Below are 19,059 nucleotides of genomic sequence, written 5' to 3'. Positions count from 1 at the left end.
AAACCCCCGAGCTAACGTCTGGGCCACCGAGCTCGCCGCCGGCTGCGTGGGCAAGCAGCAAATTTTCTCCATGCAGCGATGGACCGTACCCGCATCCAGGTATCGCCGATATGACCGGCGAAGCTGACCCCCACATGTAGTTAGGGAATAGATGGCACACGATCGCCTGCCAGACCGCGTCTACCCTTGGGAGAGGCTCTGGCTCCCAGTTGGTCAGCCGATCACGCCTGGCATCCAAGGCCTGCTCTCGACCGATCTTGATTCGTTCATTCCAGAATTCGCGGAGGCTAGGACACTCCGCGATCTGGCCGGCCCGGGGGTGCTTCTCTTGCGCGGACCATCGGGCGCCGGGAAGAGCGTGGCGATGCTCCAGGAAAGGGAACGACTTAGCGTAGAGCGACGGCCCTTCAGCGAGATCGACTTTGCAGCATTTCCCTCGTTTCCGCTTGTCGATTTGCAGCGAGCAGCGGAACAGGTCGGCAATACGATCTTCATCGAGGGGCTCGATACAGCACTGCTAACCCAACCAACGCTGATGGACGAACTCGGCAGGTTCCTTTGCAGTTTGTCCGGGCCGGCGGATCTCCACGTCTCGGTCCGGGTGGCGGTCAGAAGTGGCATACCGTGTGAGACCCTTCTAGAAACACTTGTCGCGGCGTTCGGGCCGGACGCTCAAGAGTTGAGCATCGCGCCATTGTCCGAGGCCGATGTAAGAAGGGCTGCCCGAACAGACGGCGTACCCCCTACCGAGTTCGTGCAGTATGTGCGGGCGGTGCGCGCCGGACCGCTTGCGGCGCAGCCTGCTACGTTGCGAATGCTGCTCTCCCTCTGGAGGGCCGGTCCAAGACCACCTGTGCGGCGCGAGGTGCTGTACGACCTCGGTGTTCGACAGCTTCTGCGCGAAAGCCAAAAGACACGGCGGCAGCGCGCGAACAGCGACGTCGATCTATATCTTGGAACCCTCGACGTCGAGGGGCGGGTTGCCGTCGCAAGCCGCATCGCCGCTATGATGCTCTTTAGCGGACGACCCATCATCGATCTTGACGCAGATGCAGCAACGGATTCCGCATTGTCGATCGAAGCAGCTGTCGGCGGGGACGAGCCGACGGAACGCGGACGGGTGGAGGTCCGGCGGACTGGCGTGCACGAGGTCGTCGGCACCAGCCTATTCCGTTCCGAAGGTGGCGATCGCTTCGCGTTCGCGCATCCGAGCCTCATGGATTTCCTGGCGGCCCGCTTCTTGAACCAACGGAAGATGCATCTCAAACAGATTGCACCGCTGATCGAAGTGGCGGAGCCATCCCTGAACCCGATCGCACTCGATCGCTCCGAGGTCGCATCCTGGCTCGCAGCGACAAATAAGGACTTGTTCGACTGGCTGGTCGAGTACGATCCCCAGATCGTGCTGCGCTCCGGGATAGCCCGGCAGACCAACGAAGAGCGGGCGAAGCTCGCGCGAGGGCTGCTGGCGGCGAACGCAAAAGGCCTTCTGAACCATGAGGAGCTCGATGCGAGCGGTGACCTCGTCCTGATCTCGACCGACCTTTCCTCTGAACTTGCCGGGATCGTGAGCGACGCGGGCCTTTCGACGGAGCAGCGCGTCTTCGCAGCATCGCTGGCGCAATTCGTGGGCGAAGGAATGCCACCCGCGACCCTGCTGCGTGTTGGAAGAGATCCCCGGGAGCCGTTCGACGTGCGGGCGGCGAGCCTCGAAGCTCTAGCCTGATCTATTCACCGGCAGCGTTTCTCAGCCGATGGGTCAGCGCAGGCGTCGTGTAGCCGCGGGCAAGGCGCATGGGTCCCAAGCGCCTGTCTCATCGCGGGTTCACAGGTTGGGGCGGAGTTGCTGGGCGGGGTTCGTCTGGCGGCCACTGCCGCATCGATCATGGGCCCGTGGTGCGCAAGTTGAGCGCGATGGATCGGAACAGCGCGGCATCGGGACAGGCGCTTGCGAAGGCGATGCGGATGCGGCTGGTTGTTTCGACGACGCGCGCGGCGACCTTGAGCAGCCGCAGGCGGATGGTCGCGAACTCGGCGGTGCGAAGCGGGGCGGTTGCGGGCATAGCGTGCCGCACGGCCCACATCAGCCAGTAGGCGGCGGTGTGGAGGATGAGCCGCATCTGATTGGCGTTGGCCGAGCGGCAGGAGGTCCGGTCGCTTTTCAGCTGCGCCTTATGCAGCTTGATTAGGTTCTCGGCCTGGCCGCGAGCGCAGTAGAGCGTGTCATAGATCCGTTCGGCGCTGCCCTCGGCAAGCGAGGTGACAACGAGGCGGATGTCGAGGCCGAGGCTGCTCGCCTCGATGCGAGCAACGACGCGACGTTCGGTATTCCCCCAGGTTTTCGCAGCGTAGCGCGTCTCTGCGTAACGCCGTAGTTCGACCAGTCCCTGCAATGCCCGGTCGGTCGCGCAGGCATCGCCTTCCCGAACGATGACGGGATCGGCGTGGAGCGTGCGGTTGCCGGGCAGCCCGAAGATGTAGTCGATGCCGTTCGCCTCGCACCAGGCCATCGGCTCTGGCCGACCGTAATGACCATCGCCGCGCAGCGTGATCCGGGTATCGGGCCAGTGGCGACGGATACGTCGCACGAGCCGGCGAACATGGCCGGCGACTTCCTTGCCCGACGGCGTCTTGCCGGTGCGCAGCAGCATCGCAACCGGCCGCCCGGTAGCGGTGTCGTAGACATGGATCGGCAGGAAGCAGCGCTCGCCGTAGTGCCCGTTCCAGAAAGAGAGCTGCTGCGCGCCGTGTACGACGTCGACGGTATCGTCGATGTCGAGCGTCACCGCCGCAGGTGGCACGGGGTAGCTCGCGCAATAGAGGTCGACCAGCGTACCGGTCAGACGGATCAACTCGCGCGTAGTCGGCGCGTTCTCCCACCGGCTCATCGTCGGCTGGCTGGCCAGCCCGAACGGATCACCCGGCAGTTTGCCGAGCGCCAGCTTGAATCCTGGATCATGCCGCAGGGTGTCGAGATCGTCGGCGTCTTCATACCCACACGAGATCGCCAGCATGCGGGCGCGCAAGATGTCGGCGACCCGGTGGATCACCCGACCCTGATCGCGCGGATCAGCGATGCAGGCGGCGAGCCGATCTGCGATCCCCAACCGCCGCTCGGCCTGTGCGAGCAGCAGTACGCCGCCGTCCGACGTCAGCCGACCGCCGTCGAACGCGGCAGTAATTTTCCGACCACGAATGGCTGGGAAGGTGAAGGAAAACCCGCTATCGTCAGCCATGGCGGTCGTGGCACTTTCTGTCTGGAGCAGAGGGACGGCGTAAGCACCCTGTCTCTACTCCACATCAGAGACTTAGGCCACGATCGCCACCACCGATTTGGGATCCCGATGAATAATCCGGGCTAGCATTCACCGCTGTGGAATCCGAGCGGAAGGCCATCCTCAGCGCCGCGCGCGTGGGGTTCGACGACGACCGCGACCTGGTACTCCTCGCGCGCGTCCTGAGCATCGTCCACCCGAAGCTCGCGACCGCCGGCGACACGATCGCACTGCTTCCGCACGTTCGGCCTCCCTATTTGAGCGCTTTCCAGATCTTCTGCCTGAAGCTGCTTGCAGGGATGACGATCGCGGAATTGCCCGGCGCGCTACGGGCGGTAGCCGAGGTGGCGACCGGAGTGAGTTGGCAAGAGGGTGAACTCGACACCATCGTCCTCATTACATCCGGAATAGCCAAACGTGCCTTTTGCCACCTTGAAATCCCGGACGTGCGGGAAGCGCTGACCGCGATGCTCGTGGCCATTCCGGACCACCATCGTTGGGTATTCTGGTCCGACACGTTGCACAACCGCGGCATGCCTACCGAAGCCACGGACGATCTACGCCGTGCCCTCATTGCTCAAATCGCGAGCATCGCCCCGGACGAGACCATCTCCAAGAGGCTGCTAGAGGCGGCGTTCCTCGTTTGCGACCATGATCTCGAGTGGCTGGTGGGTCAGGCGGTCGCGGTCGCACCGGGCCTACCGAAGGTCATCTTCGCAACGCTTGCCTCAGAACTTGCTAAGAAACGCAATCGGCGCCGTCCGTTGTCCACCCTGCGGACGGCGGGGCTCAATCTTCAGGGCGCTCGCGAAGTGTTGGCCTGCGCGACGCAGATGCCGGAAGACTTCGACAGATGGAGGCCGCCACGGTGGTTCACGGAAGAAGCGAAAGAGAGCAGTGGTCCCGTTGACAGCGACGACGACCAACAGGATTCGGACGAGGGATCAATCCTCGACGCTTCCATGGATGCGCGTCTTCAACAGTTACGCCTGATCGACCCCGGGCGTGGGCGCGCGACCGCTGTGCCGCCCCAAACGCTCCTGAAGCTTGCCGAGGATGCTGAGGCGAGACTGGTGCGAAACAGCAGGGATCTGAGCAAGGTGGTGCTGGAGTCGCTGGCCCGCGCACAGCGCCGACTGAAGGGGCAGACACCACTGGTGCGGGCGCTCTGGAACGAGGGGCCTGAGCTCTCAACCCCGAAGAATGAGAACTTCCTCTCCGATTTCATCGCCGATCACCTGAGGCAAGATCTCGCGGGACGGTCGATTGCCGCCGATCGAGAAGTGGAAATCAGGCCACGGGTCGCGGCTACTCAGGGCCAACGGACCGACATACAGATCCGGGCGTTCGCACCCTCTACCTTCGCGCACGGCCGGAGCCTCGTCGCGGCGATGACCATCGAAGTCAAAGGATGTTGGAACCCCGACCTCTTCAGGGCGATGCGGGACCAACTCACCGACCGCTACCTGGCGACAACCGGAGATATGGCGGGTCTCTACCTCGTCGGATGGTACGTGTGCGACTCCTGGTTCAAAGCGGAAGTCGGAGGACGCGTGGAACACGACACCGGTGCTTGCGCCAGCGTGGAAGCAAGGCTCAGGCGACAGGCTCTTTCGCTGTCTAGCGAAGAGCGCGAAGTCCACGTCTTCATACTGGATGCGACGCTTTCATAGGTTCGGCCCGACGGATCCGAACCGTCTATCATTCAGTTGACGGTACATTCGAGTCCGCCATCGGGGCAGGCTGAAAGTCTGATCCTTCATCGATCTCGATCGTTTCCATGACGCCACGCTCATCCGACGGCCAACCCGGAACCGCCCGGTCCTTGGTGCACCAAGGTCGATCTGGGCGTCGCCGGCTTCCGAACGTAGAAAGCCGATGTCTGCCGTCTATCGCACCTACCTAAAGCGCTGGCGATCTGTGGTGTTGGACGGTCGCTTCTGGGCAGCTTGTCCCGTTCCAGCCGCGCTTCATCCCGATCGCGATAGCTGGGAAAGCCGACGCGGGCATGGATAGTGGCTTGCTGGGTGCTTGCCAGAGTCGGCGGGCACTCGGCCCGCCGACGCTAAGTCATTGAAAACTGGTGCTGCCGGTGAGGATTGAACTCACGACCTCAGCCTTACCAAGGATGCGCTCTACCACTGAGCTACGGCAGCACTCGCTGGCATCGCTGCCGGCGGAGTGGGGCTAAGAGACGAGGGCGGCGCGGTTGTCAAGCTGTCGTGCGGCGATGTAGGGCGGATTTATGGATGATCGGGATAGAAAGGCGGCCGAGAAGGCGGAGCGTATGGCCGCCGCGCTGCGCGAAAACCTGCGTCGCCGGAAGGCGCAGGCGCGGGCTGTTAGCGCCGCGCCTGCAGCCGAGGACGAGCCGCTCAAGTAAGCGGGGCGCATTTGGCGGCAAGCCAAGCGCGATCCGCCTCATCGGCCATTTCCTGGGTGAGCACCGCCAGCACCTTGGCGTGGTAGTCGTCGACCCAGGCTCGCTCCTGGGGCGTCAGCAGTGCGGGTTCGATCAAGGTGCGCTCGATTGGGCAGAAGGTGAGCGTCTCGAAGCCGAGCATCGCGCGGTCGGCGCCGGGAATGTCACGCGGCTCGATCAGGATAAGGTTCTCGATGCGGATGCCGTATTCGCCGGCCTTGTAATAGCCGGGCTCGTTCGACAGCATCATGCCGGCGCGCAGCGGCTCCATCGCCGCACCGCCGGGATAGTTTGGCGCGGCGATCCGCTGCGGGCCTTCGTGGACCGCGAGATACGCGCCGATGCCGTGGCCGGTGCCGTGGCCGAAATCGAGCCCGGCTTCCCACAGTGGGCGGCGGGCGAACGCGTCGATCTGGCCGCCCATCGTGCCGTCGGGGAAGACTGCGGTGGCGATGCCGATATGCCCCTTCAGGACTCGGGTGAAGCGGTCGCGCATTTCCTCGGTCGGGTCGCCGATCGGCATGACGCGGGTCACGTCGGTGGTACCGTCTGCGTACTGGCCGCCGGAGTCGATGAGGTAGAGCTGACCGGGTTCGATTCGAGCGCTCGACTCTTCGGTGACGTGGTAGTGCGGGATCGCGCCGTGGGGGCCGGTCGCGGAGATCGTGTCGAACGAGGTGTCCTTGAGCACGCCGGTCTCCTGACGGAAGGCGAGCAGCTTGGCGGCGGCGGAGAGTTCGGTCTGGCCGCCCTTCACGCATTCGGTTTCGACCCAGCGCAGGAAGCGGGAGAGGGCTGCGCCGTCGCGCGCGGAGGCGGCGCGGTGACCGCCGATCTCGACCGGGTTCTTGATCGCCTTGGCAAGGACGACGGGATCGCGCAGCGGCAGGATCTTCGCGCCGCCTGCCTTCAGCGCCTGCGTGATCGCGGCGACGGCGCGCTCGGGGTCGGCGGCGACGCGCTTGCCGTCATAGGCGCCGAGCGCGGCGGCGAACGCGGTGCGGTCGTGAAGGCGGACGGCGTTGCCGAGATGCTGGCGGACCGCGTCGTCAAGCTTGTCGGGGGCGACGAACAGGTCGGTGGTGCCGTCCGCGCTCACGATCGCATAGGAGAGCGCGACGGGGGTGTGGTCGACGTCGCCGCCGCGGACGTTGAGGGCCCAGGCGATCGAATCGAGCGCGGTGAGGACGACCGCGTCGGCTTTGTTCTCGGCGAGCCAGTCGGCGATTGCCGCACGCTTCTCGGCGGACGGGGCGCCGGTGAACTGGTCGGGCTGGACGGTCAGCTTGGCGGGCGAGGGGAGCGGTCGGTCGGTCCAGATCGCGTCGACCGGGTTGGCGGTGACTGGGACCAGCGTGGCGCCGCGATCGGCGAGCGCGGTAGTTGCTTCGGCGACCCAGCTTCCGGTGTGCAGCCACGCGTCGTAGCCGATCCGGCCGCCTTCGGGCGCGTGCTGGCCTAGCCAGGCGGCGGGACTGGTCTGGGGGACGTCGGCATAGTCCCATAGCGCGCCGTCGACCTGCTCGCGGACCTGGATCGTGTAGCGGCCGTCGGTGAAGATCGCCGCGCGGTCGGCGAGCACCACCGCGGTCCCGGCCGACCCGCCGAAGCCGGTCAGCCAGCCGAGCCGCTGCGCGTAGCCGCCGACATATTCGCTCATGTGCTCGTCGGTCAGCGGGATCACGAAACCGTCGAGTTTATCGGTGGTTAGCTGGGCGCGGAGGGCGGTGAGGCGGTCGGCTGGGGTCATCGGTTCAGGCTCTCGTCGAAAGTGAAGTATAGAAAGTGCAGACGCTCGCGCGGGTTTGGTTCGCGCTCGATGGGGCCTCAGCAGCCGGGTGGACGGCGGGGGTGCGGGGGCGGATCGGGCGGTCTTGGGCCATGCCGGGGGGTGTGACAGAAACGGGGTGTGTAGGACAGCGGGCTTGGGGGGCGGAGTGCGCTTGCAGTGTCACCACCCCGGCGGAGGCCGGGGCCCAATTGGGGGACGCTGCTAACGGAGGTACGCGATCCCTTACAGCGACCTCTCCAATTGGGCCCCGGCCTTCGCCGGGGTGGTGAAGTAGGCCGGGGTGGTAGATTAGGCCGGGGTGGCGCTTTTCAGCTGCTATCGTACCTTCCCTCCCCTTGTTCTCCCGCGAAGGCGGGAGCCCAGACTGGGTCCCCGCCTTCGCGGGGAAACATTGGGGCAGGGGCTTCCGTCCAATGGGACGAGCGTTGGCTTCCACCCTTGGCGCGGCTAACACGCTGGCATGACCACTCCCCCCATTGCCGACCAGCGCCCGCATAGCTTCACCACGCATGGCGTGACGATAGAGGATCCCTATGCGTGGCTGAAGGATCCGAACTATCCCGAGGTCGATGACGAAGACGTGCTGGCGTATCTCGCCGCCGAGAACGTCTATTTCGAGGAGCAGATGGCGCCGCAGGCCGCGCTGGTCGACACGATCTACGAAGAGATGAAGGCGCGCATCAAGGAGGATGAATCCTCGGTGCCGCAGAAGGACGGCGATTGGCTGTACTGGACCGCGTACGAGACCGGTGGGCAATATAAGAAGTGGTGGCGCAAGCCCGTTGCGGGGGGTGACGACGAGTTGCTGCTCGACGAGCCGGCACTGGCGGAGGGGCATGAATATTTCCGGCTCGGTGCGTTCTCGGTCAGCAATGACGGGCGGTATCTGGCCTATGCGATCGACGACAATGGGAGCGAGCGGTTCGAGGTCCGGGTCAAGGACCTGACCACCGGCGAGCATCTGCCCGATGTCATTCCGGGGATGCTGAGCGAGATCGTCTGGACAGCGGACGATGCGGGGTTTCTCTACGGCCTGGCGAACGAGCAGTGGCGGACGGACAATGCGCGGTTCCACCGGTTGGGGACGCCGATCTCCGAGGACGTCGTGCTGTTCCACGAGGAGGACGAGGGCTTTCGCGTCGGGGTCGGCGAGACGAGTTCGCGCAAATGGATCGTGATCGCGACCAGCGACCATGTGACGAGCGAACTCTATCTGCTGCCTGCGCACGAGCCATTGGCGGTGCCTATTCTTGTGTCGGCGCGGAAGGTCGGGCGTGAATATGATGTCGACGAGCATGACGGGACGCTGTTCATCCACACCAACGACGTCGATCCGAATTTCCGGCTGTGCACCGCGCTGGTCGAGGCGCCGGACGCGTGGAGCGAACTGATCCCGGCCTCCCCACATTTCTACATGACGGGGGTGGAATGCTATCAGGACTTCTTCGTGGTCGACGGGCGCGAGGACGGGTTGGATCAGATCGCGATCCACCGGTACGAGACGCCGACCGAAGGCAAGCGGATCGACTTTCCCGAGGCGAGCTATGTCGCGGGGCTGGGGGACAATCCCGAATATGACATGACCGTGCTGCGGCTCGGCTATGAGTCGATGGTAACGCCGGGGACGGTGTATGATTACGACGTCGATACGGGCGAGCGGACGATGCTCAAGGTGCAGGAGATTCCTAGCGGCTACGATCCGGCGAAATACGCGACCGAGCGGCTGAAGATCGTCGCGCGGGACGGGACCGAGATACCGGTGTCGATCGTCTATCCGGCCGGGTTCGTGCGCGACGGGTCGGCGCCTTTGTTCCTCTATGCGTACGGCGCATACGGCTATGCGATCCCGCCGGGTTTCTCGACGGGCCGCATGAGCCTGCTCGATCGTGGGTTCGCCTATGCGATCGCGCATATCCGGGGTGGTGATGACCTCGGGCAGCAATGGTATCTCGACGGGAAGCTCGAGAAGCGCGCGAATACGTTCAACGATTTCGTTGATGTCGCCAAGGCGCTGGTCGACGGCAAGTGGACGTCGGCGGGGAAGATCGCGATTGCGGGGCGGTCTGCGGGCGGCGAGCTGATGGGCGCGGTGATCAATTCCGATCCCGAACTCTGGGGCGCAGTGATCGCGGACGTGCCGTTCGTCGATGTGCTCAACACGATGCTCGACGAGACGCTGCCGCTGACGCCGGGTGAGTGGCCCGAATGGGGCAATCCGATCGAGAACAAGGCGGCGTTCGAGCTGATCCGGTCCTATTCGCCGTATGATAACGTCACGGCGCAAGCCTATCCGCCGATGTTCATCAGCGGCGGGCTGAACGATCCGCGTGTGACCTATTGGGAGCCGGCCAAATGGGCGGCCAAGTTGCGGTTGATGAAGACCGACGACAATGTGCTGCTGCTCAAGACCAACATGGGCGCGGGGCATGGCGGCAAGTCGGGGCGGTTCGAATCGTTGCGCGAAGGTGCCGAGGAGCATGCGTTCGTGCTGTGGCAGTTGGGCGTCGCGGGATGAGCCGGTTCGCGCTCTCGATCACTGCCGAGGACGGCGACATCGACGAGCTGGGCCACGTCAACAATGCGGTGTGGGTGCAGTGGATCCAGCGGATCGCCACCGCGCATTGGGAGGCTGTGGCACCGGCCGAGCACAAGCTGGCCTATATGTGGGTCGTGACGCGGCATGAGATCGATTACCGCGCGAGCATGGTGTCGGGGGAGACGGTGACTGGCGAGACGTGGGTCGAGACGCTGCCCAAGGGGGCTCGATTCGATCGGCATGTGCGGTTTGTCGGCGGTGACGGGCGGGTAAAGCTCGAGGCAGTGACGACCTGGGCTTTGCTGGACCGGGCGACCGGGCGGTTGCTACGGGTGCGCGAGGATATCGCTGCGCCGTTTTATACCTAAGTTCCCCTCCCGCTTGCGGGAGGGGTTAGGGGAGGGGGCGACGTACGTACTGGCGTCCGGTCTTTGGGGCGCGCCCCTCCCCCGACCCCTCCCGCAGGCGGGAGGGGAGCTTTTCTTAGCCGCTATTTCGCAGCGCGGTGGCGATGGCGTTGATGGATAGGAGGATGCCTTCGCCGATGCGGGGGTCGTCTTCTCCGGCGCGGCGGCGTTTGATCAACTCGATCTGGAGCAGGTTGAGCGGCTCGATATAGGGGAGGCGGAGGCGGATCGAGGATTCGAGCGCGGGGTTCTTTTCGAGCAGGCGGGACTGGCCGGTGACGGTGAGCAGGCCGTCGTGGGTCTGGTGCCAGCCGTCGCGGATCGTCGTGAAGATTTCGCGGAGTTTATCGTCCTCGACGAGCCCCGCATAGCGTTCGGCGATGGCGATGTCGGACTTTGCCAGCACCATTTCGAGATTGGCGAGCGCGGAGGCGAAGAGCGGCCAGCCCTGCGCCATGTCCTTCAACAGCGCCTTGTCCTCGAAATCGGCGATCGCGCGGCCGACGCCGTACCAGCCGGGGAGCATGACGCGCGCCTGCGCCCAGCTGAACACCCAGGGGATCGCGCGCAGGTCTTCGATGCGGTCGGACTTGGTGCGGCTGGCGGGGCGGCTGCCGATCTTGAGGCCGGCGATCTCCGCGATCGGCGTCATCTGGCGGAAGAAGGTGCGGAAGCCTTCCGTGCCGTAGACGAGGTCGCGGTAACTGTGGAACGCGGTGTCGCTGAGTTTATCCATCGCGGCCGAGAAGCTGGCATTGTCGGCGTTGGAGAGGCGTTCCGGCTCCAGGCTCGCGAGCAGCGTGGCCGACGCGATCGCCTCGAGATTGGTCATCGCGGCGTCGCGCGTGCCGTATTTGGCGGCGATCACTTCGCCCTGTTCGGTGATGCGGATGCGGCCCTGGACGGTGCCCGGTGGCTGGGCGCGGATCGCGCGGAATGCCGAGCCGCCACCGCGCCCGACTGCGCCGCCGCGACCGTGGAACAGCTGCATGCCGACGCCTGCCGCGGCGAAGACGGGTTTGAGCGCGGTCGAAGCCTTCGAGAGCTGCCAGGTGGAGGTGAGATATCCCCCGTCCTTGTTGCTGTCGGAATAGCCGATCATCACTTCCTGGTGGCCGCGCGCCTTTGAGATCGTCGCGATTTCGGGGAGTGCGAACCAGGCGGTCATGACGTCGGGGGCGGCTTCGAGATCGCCGATCGTCTCGAACAGCGGGACCGCCATGATCGCCGCGGTGGGGGTTTCGCCGGGGCGGTAGAGGCCGACTTCCTTGAGCAGCAGGTTCACTTCAAGGAGGTCGCTGACCGACTGCGCCATCGAGACGATGTAGTTGGCGATGCAGGCGGGGCCGTAGGCGGCGTGCGCGTCGGCGGCGGCCTGGACGATGGCGAGTTCGCCTGCGGTCTCGTCGGTGTATTCGGCGAACCGCGAGGTCAGCGGGCGGGCGTTGGCGAGTTCGCGGCGGAGGAGCGCGACGCGGGCGTCTTCGTCGAGCGACAGATAGTCGTCTTCGACGCCGGCGACCTTCAGCAGTTCGGCAACGACGCGTTCGTGGACCGCGCTGTTCTGGCGGAGGTCCAATGTAGCGAGGTGGAAGCCGAACGTCTCCACCGCGCGGATCAGCCGGCCGAGCGCGCCCCCGGTCTTTAGCGCGGTGCCGAGGCCGTGCGCGAGCGTGACGAGATCGGCGCGGAAGTCGGTTGGGCTGGCATAGGGTTCGCCGGTGAGACGGCCGGGGCGCGGTGATGGCTTGCCGGTCAGCGCGTCGTGCATCCCGGCAAGGCGCGCGTAGATGCCCGAGAGCGCGCGGCGGTAGGGTTCGTCGGCGCGGCTGGCGGCGTCGTCGCCGCTGGCGTCGGCGAGCGCCTGCACCGCGGCATCCGCCGGCGCGTGCTCGGTCGAGATCGACAGCTCGGCGCCGAGCGCATGGACCGCTTCGCAATAATAGCCGAGCACCGCTTCGCTCGCCTTCGACAGCGCGGTGCGGAGCGAGTCGGCGGTGACGTACGGGTTGCCGTCGCGGTCGCCGCCGATCCAGCTGCCAGGGCGCAGGAAGCTGGGGATGCGTTCGCCGAGCGCGCGGTCCCAGCGCTGGTAGAGCGCGGGGAGCGCGGGGAGGAAGACGTCGCGCAGATAGCTGAGCGCGGTGTCGACCTCGTCGGTGACGTAGAGCCGGTCGCGACGCAGCACGCGCGTCTGCCAGAGCAACGCGATCTGGCGGAGGATCGCGTCGTCGACGCTGTCGCCATCGGGCGTGGTGTCGCGGCCGAGATCGCGCAGGGCCATCAGTTCGGCGATGCGGTTGCGGTGATCGATCATGCTCTTGCGGCGCACTTCGGTGGGGTGCGCGGTGAGCACGGGGGCGATCAGCGCGTGGTCGAGCAGCGCGCGAATCTGCGTGCGGTCGATGCCTTCGGATTCGAGTTGGGCGATCGCGGAGGCGAGGTCGGCGCCGTCCTCCGCGGCGATGCCCTGGCGGTCCTCGGCGAGATTGGCGAGCATCGAGAACAACATGAAGCCCCGGACGAAATCCAGCGTCTCGTCGAGGCTGAGCTTTTCGAGGCTGAGATCGACCGCGCTGTCGTCGGCGACCTTGCCCTCGGACACGTCGCGGTGGCGCTCGACCGATGCCTTGCGGATCGTCTCGGTGGCCTCGAACAGTCGCTCGCCGCCATAGGCGCGGATGACATCGCCGAGCAGTTTGCCGAGGAAGCGGATGTCGGAATTGTTCGCAATTGCGGGGAGGCTGGCCATGATTCCCTGCTGCGCTGCGGCAGGGATCAGGTCAACCTCATACGGTAGATTTGTCGCGTTGGCCCCGCCGTCGTCGACACATAATTACGTGGCTCACCGGTTGCGCGACTCCGCGCGCTCTTCGGAGGTGACCGTGCCGTCGTGGTTGAGGTCCATTTTGTCGAACCAGGCGAGTGTGCCTTCGCTCCATTCGATTGCGGTAATGACGCCGTCGTTGTTGCGGTCGAACGCCTTGATGCGCGCATTCGGTGCCGGGAGCTCGTCCTTGGTGATGCGGTCGTCGGCGTTGCGATCGAGCGTACGGAAACGACGCTCCATGCTCGCACCGAAGTCGAGCCGCGAGGTTACCGAGGGGGGCACGAAGCCGACCGCGTTGGCGTCGGCCTGCGCACGCTGCTCGTCCTTGTTGCCACACGCGGACACCAGAATTCCCGTTGCGGCGAGCGCCGCTACCAGTTTGACCTGCATAAAATCTCCCGTCGTGTCGACGCCGTCAGGCCTCGAGCTCGACGTCCCAATACAACCAGTCGTGCCATGTGTCGTGCAGGTAGTTGGGTGGGAAGCTGCGGCCGTGTTCCTGGAGATGCCAGTTGGTCGGGCGTATCGCCTCGATATGGAGCGGCATCGCCGCCTGTTTCGGCGTGCGCCCGCCCTTTTTCAGGTTGCAGGGCGAGCAGGCGGTGACGACGTTCTCCCACGTGGTACGACCGCCTTGCGCGCGGGGGATGACATGGTCGAAGGTAAGATCGCGCAGCTTGCCGCAATATTGGCAGGTGAACTTGTCGCGCAGGAACAAGTTGAAGCGGGTGAAGGCGGGAAATTGCGACGGTCGGACGAACTGCTTGAGCGCGATCACCGACGGCAATTTCAACGCGAAATTGGCGCTGCGCACTTCGCGTTCATAGGTGGCGACGATGTCGACACGATCGAGAAAGACAGCCTTGACCGCGGTTTGCCACGGCCAGACGCTGAGCGGATAATAGGAAAGCGGCGTATAATCGGCATTCAGCACGAGCGCCGGACAACCATCCGGATGACGCATCAGATCGGGGTGAAACACGGCTCCTCCCACTCAGGCTTCGCAGAGCGCCCTATGGACGATAGCGATGACACCGCCATGACAGCACGACGAACAGCGGTCGGTCAAGCGTGGTGAGCGACGGACCGGTCGTAACGCGGTTCGCGCCGAGCCCGACGGGGCGGCTGCATCTGGGGCATGCGGTGTCGGCCGTCCGTGCGCACGACTTCGCGCGCGCGCGCGGCAGGCGGTTCGTGTTGCGGATCGAGGATATCGACGGGACGCGGAGTCGGCCCGAATTCGTCGACGGGATTTTCGAGGATCTGACGTGGCTCGGGCTGCGGTGGGACTCGCTGATGGTCCAGTCCGACCGGCTGGCGACCTATGATGCGGCGCTGGAAGGGCTGAAGGCGCGCGCGCTGGTCTATCCGTGTTTCTGTACGCGGGCGGAGATCGCGGCGAGTGCGTCCGCACCGCAGGGGGCGGTCGGGCCGGCCTATCCGGGGATCTGCCGCGAGCTGTCCGACGCGGAGATTGCGGCGCGCACCGGGCCGTGCTGCTGGCGGCTGGATATGGCGAAGGCGCTGGCACAGGTGGGGGCAGAGGTCGGGGCGCTGACGTGGCATGATTCTACCGCCGGGACGGTCGTCGCCGATCCGCTGGCGCAGGGCGACGTCGTGCTGGCACGCAAGGATGCACCGGCGAGCTACCATCTTGCGGTAACGCTCGACGATGCCGCGCAGGGCGTGACGGACGTGGTGCGCGGGGTGGACCTGTTTGCGGCGACGCATGTCCACCGGGTGTTGCAGGCGCTGCTGGGATTGCCGGTGCCGGCGTATCACCATCATCCGCTGGTGATGGATTCGGCGGGGCGGCGGCTCGCTAAGCGCGATGGTGCGCGGTCGTTGGCGGAGATGCGCGCGGCGGGGGAGGACGGGGCGGCGCTGGCGGCGCGGGTGCGCGCTGGCGGGGGATGACCAAGCCCGCGGCGGGGGTGCGGGGGGGAAGGTGCGGTGGCTTATTGGTGCAACTACCCCGGCGGAGGCCGGGGCCCAGTTGGGGGACGGTGCCAACTGAGCACTGCGTTCCGTTACTGGGGCCTTTCCAACTGGGCCCCGGCCTTCGCCGGGGTGGAGGTATCGTCTTGGGTAAGGGCCTTTAACGAGCGTGTCGCTGCTAGAGCTCGATCCCCAGCCTCGGTGCGGCCCAGGTCATCGCTGCGTACAGCACGATCGTCAGTAGGCAGCCGGCCACCAGCGATACCCAGAATGGTGCGCCGTGGCGGAGCATCGCGGGGATCAGCAGGAACATCGGCAGCGACGGCAGCACGTACCAGAAGGTCGCGCCGGCGTGCGCGGCCATCGTTCGGGGATCGGGCTTGTCACGCCAGAGCCAGATCATGCCGAGCACGGACACGAGCGGCAGCGAGGCGACAAGCGCCCCGAAACCGGGATAGCGGCTGGCGATCTCCGAGGCGGCGGCGATCAGTATGCCCGAGATCAGGGCTTTCAGCGTCAAGTATAACATGCAGCATTTGCGCGCATCATGCGGACGTCCGCAACACTATCCATGCCATTGCTACCCCGCCTTCGCGCGCTTACATTCGGGTCATGAACACATTCCTCGTCATCCTCCTGATCGCGGCGATGATCGCGACCGTCGTGGCTTTGGTGCGGGGCGTCGTGTCGTTCCTGCAGGAGGGTACGGCGCAGGTGCGCGACGGGAACGGCCCGAGCGCGGCGTCACTGAAATCGAATCGGATGATGCAGCAGCGGATCTTCTTCCAGGCGCTGGCGATCCTGATCGTCGTGGTGATCCTGTTCGCGGCTGGGCGGAACTAGAACAGAGGCTGCCCCTCAATCTTTGTCGCTTCTGCAGTTCATACGCGCCCGTCATCCTGACGTTCGTCATATGACGGTTTTGGGTATTAGTGCATAAAAATGGTCAAACTCAACAAGATCTATACGCGGACGGGTGACGACGGAACGACGGGGCTCGTTGACGGGTCGCGCGTGTCGAAGGCCAGTGCGCTGATGCAGGCGATCGGTGATGTCGACGAGGCGAACTCCGCGATCGGCGTGGCGGTCGTGGCGCTTGGCGGCGATCCGCTGGCCGCGGCGCTGGAGCGGATCCAGAACGACCTGTTCGACCTCGGTGCCGACCTTGCGACGCCTGCGGGCGATGACGGGTTCGCACCGTCGGAGATGGTGTTGCGGATCGTACCGGCGCAGGTCGAGCGGCTTGAGCGCGAAATCGACGCGATGAACGTCCACCTCGCGCCGCTGCGCAGCTTCATCCTGCCGGGTGGGTCGCCACAAGCCGCAGCACTGCATCTGGCGCGGGCGATTTCGCGACGCGCGGAGCGGTCCGCCGTTGCGGCAACGCATGATATGCCGCTGAATCCCGCGGCATTAGCGTATGTTAATCGGTTATCCGATTTCCTGTTCGTGGCATCGCGCGCGGTGAACCAAAACGGGGCCGGCGACGTTCTATGGCAACCGGGGGCTACGCGCGCGCAGGCGTGATCGGCGTTCGCGCGTTGCGGTACTGGGCGACGCATTGAAGGAAGACCGATGCCGCAGCCTGTTCGTCCAGATCTCACCGTTCCTCATCCGTCGGATGTGAGTACCCGTTTCGCTGCGGTTCGCGCGCTGACGCTCGCTCTTGCGGCACCCCTGTCGGATGCGGATGCGACGGTGCAGTCGATGGACGACGCGTCGCCGACCAAGTGGCATCTGGCGCATACGACGTGGTTCTTCGAGACGTTCGTGTTGCGCGATCACGTCCCCGGCTATGCGCTGCACGACGAGCGGTTCCCGTTCCTGTTCAACAGCTATTACGAAGCCGAAGGGCGGCGTCATGCGCGCGACCGGCGCGGAATGGTGACCCGGCCGTCGCTCGACGAGGTCCGGGCGTATCGGGCGCATGTCGATGCCGCGCTGCTCGACGCGCTGCCGGGATTGTCGACGGGCGCGCAGGCGTTGGTGGCGCTTGGCTGTCATCACGAGGAGCAGCACCAGGAATTGCTGGTGACCGACATCCTCCACATGTTTTCGGAGAACCCGCTCGAGCCAGCGATGTGGTCGGCGCCGCGCAAGGTGCCGGTCGAAATGCCGGGCCCGATCGGCTGGGTCGAGCACGACGGCGGGATCGTCGAAGTCGGGCATGACGGCGACGGCTTCGCATTCGATTGCGAAGGGCCGCGGCACAAGGCGCTGCTGGCGCCGCATGCGATCGCGGATCGGACCGTGACGAACGGCGAATGGGCGGCGTTCATTGCCGATGGCGGATACACAGAGGCGCGCCATTGGCTGGCGGACGGCTGGGCCTGGGTGAAGGCGGAAGGCATCGCCGCGCCGCTCTATTGGGAGCAAGGCGAGGCAGGCTGGACGCGGTTCGGGCTCGACGGTCGGCGCGCGATCGATCCCGCCGCGCCGGTGACGCATGTCAGCTTCTTCGAGGCGGATGCCTATGCGAGCTGGGCGGGCGCACGGTTGCCGACCGAGTTCGAATGGGAGGCGGCCGCGGCCGCGCACGACGCGACGAGTGGCAACCAGATGGATGTCGCTGGACCCGTCGAACCGCGACCTGCGGCGAATGGCCCGGCGTTCTTCGGCGACGTTTGGGAATGGACGGGCAGCGCATATCGTCCCTATCCCGCGTTCGTGACCGCGGCCGGCGCGGTCGGCGAATATAATGGCAAGTTCATGAGTTCGCAGTTCATCCTGCGTGGCGGCAGCTGTGCCACGCCGCGCGGCCATGCGCGCGCGAGCTACCGGAATTTCTTTTATCCGCATCAACGGTGGCAGTTCACCGGCGTGCGCCTCGCGAAAGATATCTGATGTTGAAGCCTGAGATCGAGGACGGCCAGCAGACGCTCGCCGATCCGCAGTTCCGTGCGGACGTGTTGGATGGGCTTGCCCGGCGGCCGCGGGCGATCCCGGCGCGGTGGTTCTACGATCGGCGCGGGTCGGAACTGTTCGAGAAGATCACGGACCTCCCCGAATATTATCCGACGCGGACCGAGCGCGCGATCCTGGAGACGGCCTGTCCCGAGGTGGCGACGATTGCCGGCGAAGGTCGTGCGGTCGTCGAGTTCGGGTCGGGGTCGTCGACCAAGACGCCGATCCTGCTCGAGGCCGTCGCGCCGTCGGTTTATGTGCCGATCGATATCTCGGGCGATTTCCTGCGTGAATCGTCGAAGGTGCTGGGCGATCAGTTTCCCGATCTGCTCGTGCTGCCGTTCGAGGCGGACTTCATGCGGCCGCTGAGCCTGCCGAAGACGATCGCGGATACTCCGAAGCTCGGCTTCTTTCCGGGGTCGACGATCGGCAACATGATCCCGTTGATGGCGGTCGACCTGCTGCGTGCGATGCGCACGTCGCTCGGTGTGGGTGCGATGCTGTTAATCGGGATGGACCGGATCAAGGGCGAAGACGTGCTGGTGCCGGCGTATGACGACGCACAGGGCGTGACGGCGGCGTTCAACCTCAATCTGCTCGAGCGGATCAACCGCGAACTGGGCGGCGATATCCCGATCGATGCGTTTCGCCACAAGGCGGTGTGGAACGACGATCGCGCGCGGATCGAGATGCATCTGGAGGCAGTGCAGGACGTTGCGTTTACCGTCGACGGGCGGTCGTTCGAAATGGTCGTGGGTGAGACGATCCATACCGAGAACTCGCATAAATATGGCGCACGAGATGCGCGGATCCTGTTGCGATCGGGCGGGTGGACGCCAGTGGCGGCATGGACCGATCCCGAGGGACTGTTCGGCGTGTATCTCGCCGAGGCTCAGGTGGAGAGGCCTGCACCCTGATCGTCTGCCGCACGCGCAGGCGAACGGCGATCGGCTCC

General features: G+C 65.4%; 16 protein-coding genes and 1 tRNA gene. 10 read left to right on the top strand and 7 right to left on the bottom strand.

Features of this window, described 5'->3' with window-relative positions:
• The first annotated feature begins 358 nt into the window (after nucleotides 1-358).
• The gene (locus tag HMP09_RS09515; protein ID WP_176500160.1) at nucleotides 359-1,726 is read left to right on the top strand and encodes a hypothetical protein; all 1,368 of its coding nucleotides are present in this window, start codon (nucleotides 359-361) and stop codon (nucleotides 1,724-1,726) included.
• 157 nt (nucleotides 1,727-1,883) lie between these two features.
• Here HMP09_RS09515 and HMP09_RS09510 read toward each other — a convergent pair whose 3' ends face one another.
• On the bottom strand, nucleotides 1,884-3,236 hold the full coding sequence (locus tag HMP09_RS09510) for an IS1380 family transposase (protein WP_176500159.1): 1,353 nt from the start codon (nucleotides 3,234-3,236) through the stop codon (nucleotides 1,884-1,886).
• Nucleotides 3,237-3,412: 176 nt separating this feature from the next.
• Between HMP09_RS09510 and HMP09_RS09505 the strand changes: the two genes are divergently transcribed.
• On the top strand, nucleotides 3,413-4,948 hold the full coding sequence (locus HMP09_RS09505) for a hypothetical protein (protein ID WP_176500158.1): 1,536 nt from the start codon (nucleotides 3,413-3,415) through the stop codon (nucleotides 4,946-4,948).
• Between the two features lie 408 nt (nucleotides 4,949-5,356).
• On the opposite strand, the gene HMP09_RS09500 is transcribed toward HMP09_RS09505, so the two are convergent.
• Nucleotides 5,357-5,431 (bottom strand) — tRNA-Thr (locus tag HMP09_RS09500).
• Between the two features lie 89 nt (nucleotides 5,432-5,520).
• On the opposite strand from HMP09_RS09500, the gene HMP09_RS09495 reads away from it, so the two are divergent.
• A complete protein-coding gene (locus HMP09_RS09495) occupies nucleotides 5,521-5,658 on the top strand; it encodes a hypothetical protein (protein WP_176500157.1) in 138 nt (45 codons plus the stop codon).
• Here the strand turns inward: HMP09_RS09495 and HMP09_RS09490 are convergent.
• Nucleotides 5,651-7,447, bottom strand: coding sequence for an aminopeptidase P family protein (locus tag HMP09_RS09490; protein ID WP_176500156.1), 1,797 nt, complete (start codon nucleotides 7,445-7,447; stop codon nucleotides 5,651-5,653). The two genes, HMP09_RS09495 and HMP09_RS09490, sit on opposite strands and share 8 nt — an antisense overlap.
• A 502-nt stretch (nucleotides 7,448-7,949) precedes the next feature.
• Between HMP09_RS09490 and HMP09_RS09485 the strand changes: the two genes are divergently transcribed.
• Nucleotides 7,950-10,004, top strand: a complete 2,055-nt coding sequence (locus HMP09_RS09485) for a S9 family peptidase (RefSeq protein ID WP_176500155.1) — start codon at nucleotides 7,950-7,952, stop codon at nucleotides 10,002-10,004.
• Nucleotides 10,001-10,393 (top strand): acyl-CoA thioesterase, encoded by a 393-nt coding sequence (locus HMP09_RS09480; protein WP_176500154.1) that lies wholly within the window; start codon nucleotides 10,001-10,003, stop codon nucleotides 10,391-10,393. The genes HMP09_RS09485 and HMP09_RS09480 overlap by 4 nt, the downstream gene beginning before the upstream one ends.
• Before the next feature lie 115 nt (nucleotides 10,394-10,508).
• Here the strand turns inward: HMP09_RS09480 and ppc are convergent, their stop codons facing one another.
• The 3 genes from ppc to HMP09_RS09465 all read right to left on the bottom strand — a co-directional run bounded on the left by ppc (nucleotide 10,509) and on the right by HMP09_RS09465 (nucleotide 14,244).
• Nucleotides 10,509-13,184 carry a phosphoenolpyruvate carboxylase gene (ppc, locus tag HMP09_RS09475; protein WP_176500153.1) on the bottom strand — a complete coding sequence of 892 codons (2,676 nt, stop codon included), beginning with the start codon at nucleotides 13,182-13,184 and terminating at the stop codon, nucleotides 10,509-10,511.
• A 93-nt stretch (nucleotides 13,185-13,277) separates the two neighbouring features.
• Nucleotides 13,278-13,652: an EF-hand domain-containing protein gene (locus HMP09_RS09470; protein ID WP_176500152.1), complete on the bottom strand. Its 375-nt coding sequence runs from the start codon at nucleotides 13,650-13,652 to the stop codon at nucleotides 13,278-13,280.
• 25 nt (nucleotides 13,653-13,677) lie between these two features.
• A complete protein-coding gene (locus tag HMP09_RS09465) occupies nucleotides 13,678-14,244 on the bottom strand; it encodes an HNH endonuclease (protein WP_055882270.1) in 567 nt (188 codons plus the stop codon).
• A 92-nt stretch (nucleotides 14,245-14,336) separates the two neighbouring features.
• Here HMP09_RS09465 and gluQRS point away from each other — a divergent pair, with 92 nt between their 5' ends.
• Complete coding sequence (gene gluQRS / locus HMP09_RS09460) at nucleotides 14,337-15,179, top strand: tRNA glutamyl-Q(34) synthetase GluQRS (protein WP_232090162.1); 843 nt, start codon at nucleotides 14,337-14,339, stop codon at nucleotides 15,177-15,179.
• A gap of 199 nt (nucleotides 15,180-15,378) precedes the next feature.
• Here the strand turns inward: gluQRS and HMP09_RS09455 are convergent, their stop codons facing one another.
• Nucleotides 15,379-15,729 carry a DUF3147 family protein gene (locus HMP09_RS09455; protein WP_176500150.1) on the bottom strand — a complete coding sequence of 117 codons (351 nt, stop codon included), beginning with the start codon at nucleotides 15,727-15,729 and terminating at the stop codon, nucleotides 15,379-15,381.
• Between the two features lie 83 nt (nucleotides 15,730-15,812).
• Here HMP09_RS09455 and HMP09_RS09450 point away from each other — a divergent pair, with 83 nt between their 5' ends.
• From HMP09_RS09450 to egtD, 4 genes are all read left to right on the top strand, one after another.
• A complete protein-coding gene (locus HMP09_RS09450; protein ID WP_056052241.1) occupies nucleotides 15,813-16,043 on the top strand; it encodes a twin transmembrane helix small protein in 231 nt (76 codons plus the stop codon).
• Between the two features lie 99 nt (nucleotides 16,044-16,142).
• Nucleotides 16,143-16,727 carry a cob(I)yrinic acid a,c-diamide adenosyltransferase gene (locus HMP09_RS09445; protein ID WP_176500149.1) on the top strand — a complete coding sequence of 195 codons (585 nt, stop codon included), beginning with the start codon at nucleotides 16,143-16,145 and terminating at the stop codon, nucleotides 16,725-16,727.
• 48 nt (nucleotides 16,728-16,775) lie between these two features.
• Nucleotides 16,776-18,044: an ergothioneine biosynthesis protein EgtB gene (gene egtB, locus HMP09_RS09440; RefSeq protein WP_176500148.1), complete on the top strand. Its 1,269-nt coding sequence runs from the start codon at nucleotides 16,776-16,778 to the stop codon at nucleotides 18,042-18,044.
• Complete coding sequence (gene egtD / locus HMP09_RS09435) at nucleotides 18,044-19,021, top strand: L-histidine N(alpha)-methyltransferase (protein WP_176500147.1); 978 nt, start codon at nucleotides 18,044-18,046, stop codon at nucleotides 19,019-19,021. The genes egtB and egtD overlap by 1 nt, the downstream gene beginning before the upstream one ends.
• Nucleotides 19,022-19,059: the final 38 nt, after the last annotated feature.

The sequence above is a fragment of the Sphingomonas sp. HMP9 genome, from assembly GCF_013374115.1.
Classification (GTDB): Bacteria; Pseudomonadota; Alphaproteobacteria; order Sphingomonadales; family Sphingomonadaceae; genus Sphingomonas.
Note: the sequence above shows the minus strand (reverse complement) of the source record. Positions and strands in the feature narration are given on the sequence as shown.

Coding starts and splice junctions, on each gene's coding strand:
- HMP09_RS09510 (WP_176500159.1), bottom strand. CDS start 3,236: ATGGCTGACGATAGCGGGTTTTCCTTCACCTTCCCAGCCATTCGTGGT.
- HMP09_RS09495 (WP_176500157.1), top strand. CDS start 5,521: ATGGATGATCGGGATAGAAAGGCGGCCGAGAAGGCGGAGCGTATGGCC.
- HMP09_RS09490 (WP_176500156.1), bottom strand. CDS start 7,447: ATGACCCCAGCCGACCGCCTCACCGCCCTCCGCGCCCAGCTAACCACC.
- HMP09_RS09485 (WP_176500155.1), top strand. CDS start 7,950: ATGACCACTCCCCCCATTGCCGACCAGCGCCCGCATAGCTTCACCACG.
- HMP09_RS09480 (WP_176500154.1), top strand. CDS start 10,001: ATGAGCCGGTTCGCGCTCTCGATCACTGCCGAGGACGGCGACATCGAC.
- ppc (WP_176500153.1), bottom strand. CDS start 13,184: ATGGCCAGCCTCCCCGCAATTGCGAACAATTCCGACATCCGCTTCCTC.
- HMP09_RS09470 (WP_176500152.1), bottom strand. CDS start 13,652: ATGCAGGTCAAACTGGTAGCGGCGCTCGCCGCAACGGGAATTCTGGTG.
- HMP09_RS09455 (WP_176500150.1), bottom strand. CDS start 15,729: ATGTTATACTTGACGCTGAAAGCCCTGATCTCGGGCATACTGATCGCC.
- HMP09_RS09450 (WP_056052241.1), top strand. CDS start 15,813: ATGAACACATTCCTCGTCATCCTCCTGATCGCGGCGATGATCGCGACC.
- HMP09_RS09445 (WP_176500149.1), top strand. CDS start 16,143: ATGGTCAAACTCAACAAGATCTATACGCGGACGGGTGACGACGGAACG.
- egtB (WP_176500148.1), top strand. CDS start 16,776: ATGCCGCAGCCTGTTCGTCCAGATCTCACCGTTCCTCATCCGTCGGAT.
- egtD (WP_176500147.1), top strand. CDS start 18,044: ATGTTGAAGCCTGAGATCGAGGACGGCCAGCAGACGCTCGCCGATCCG.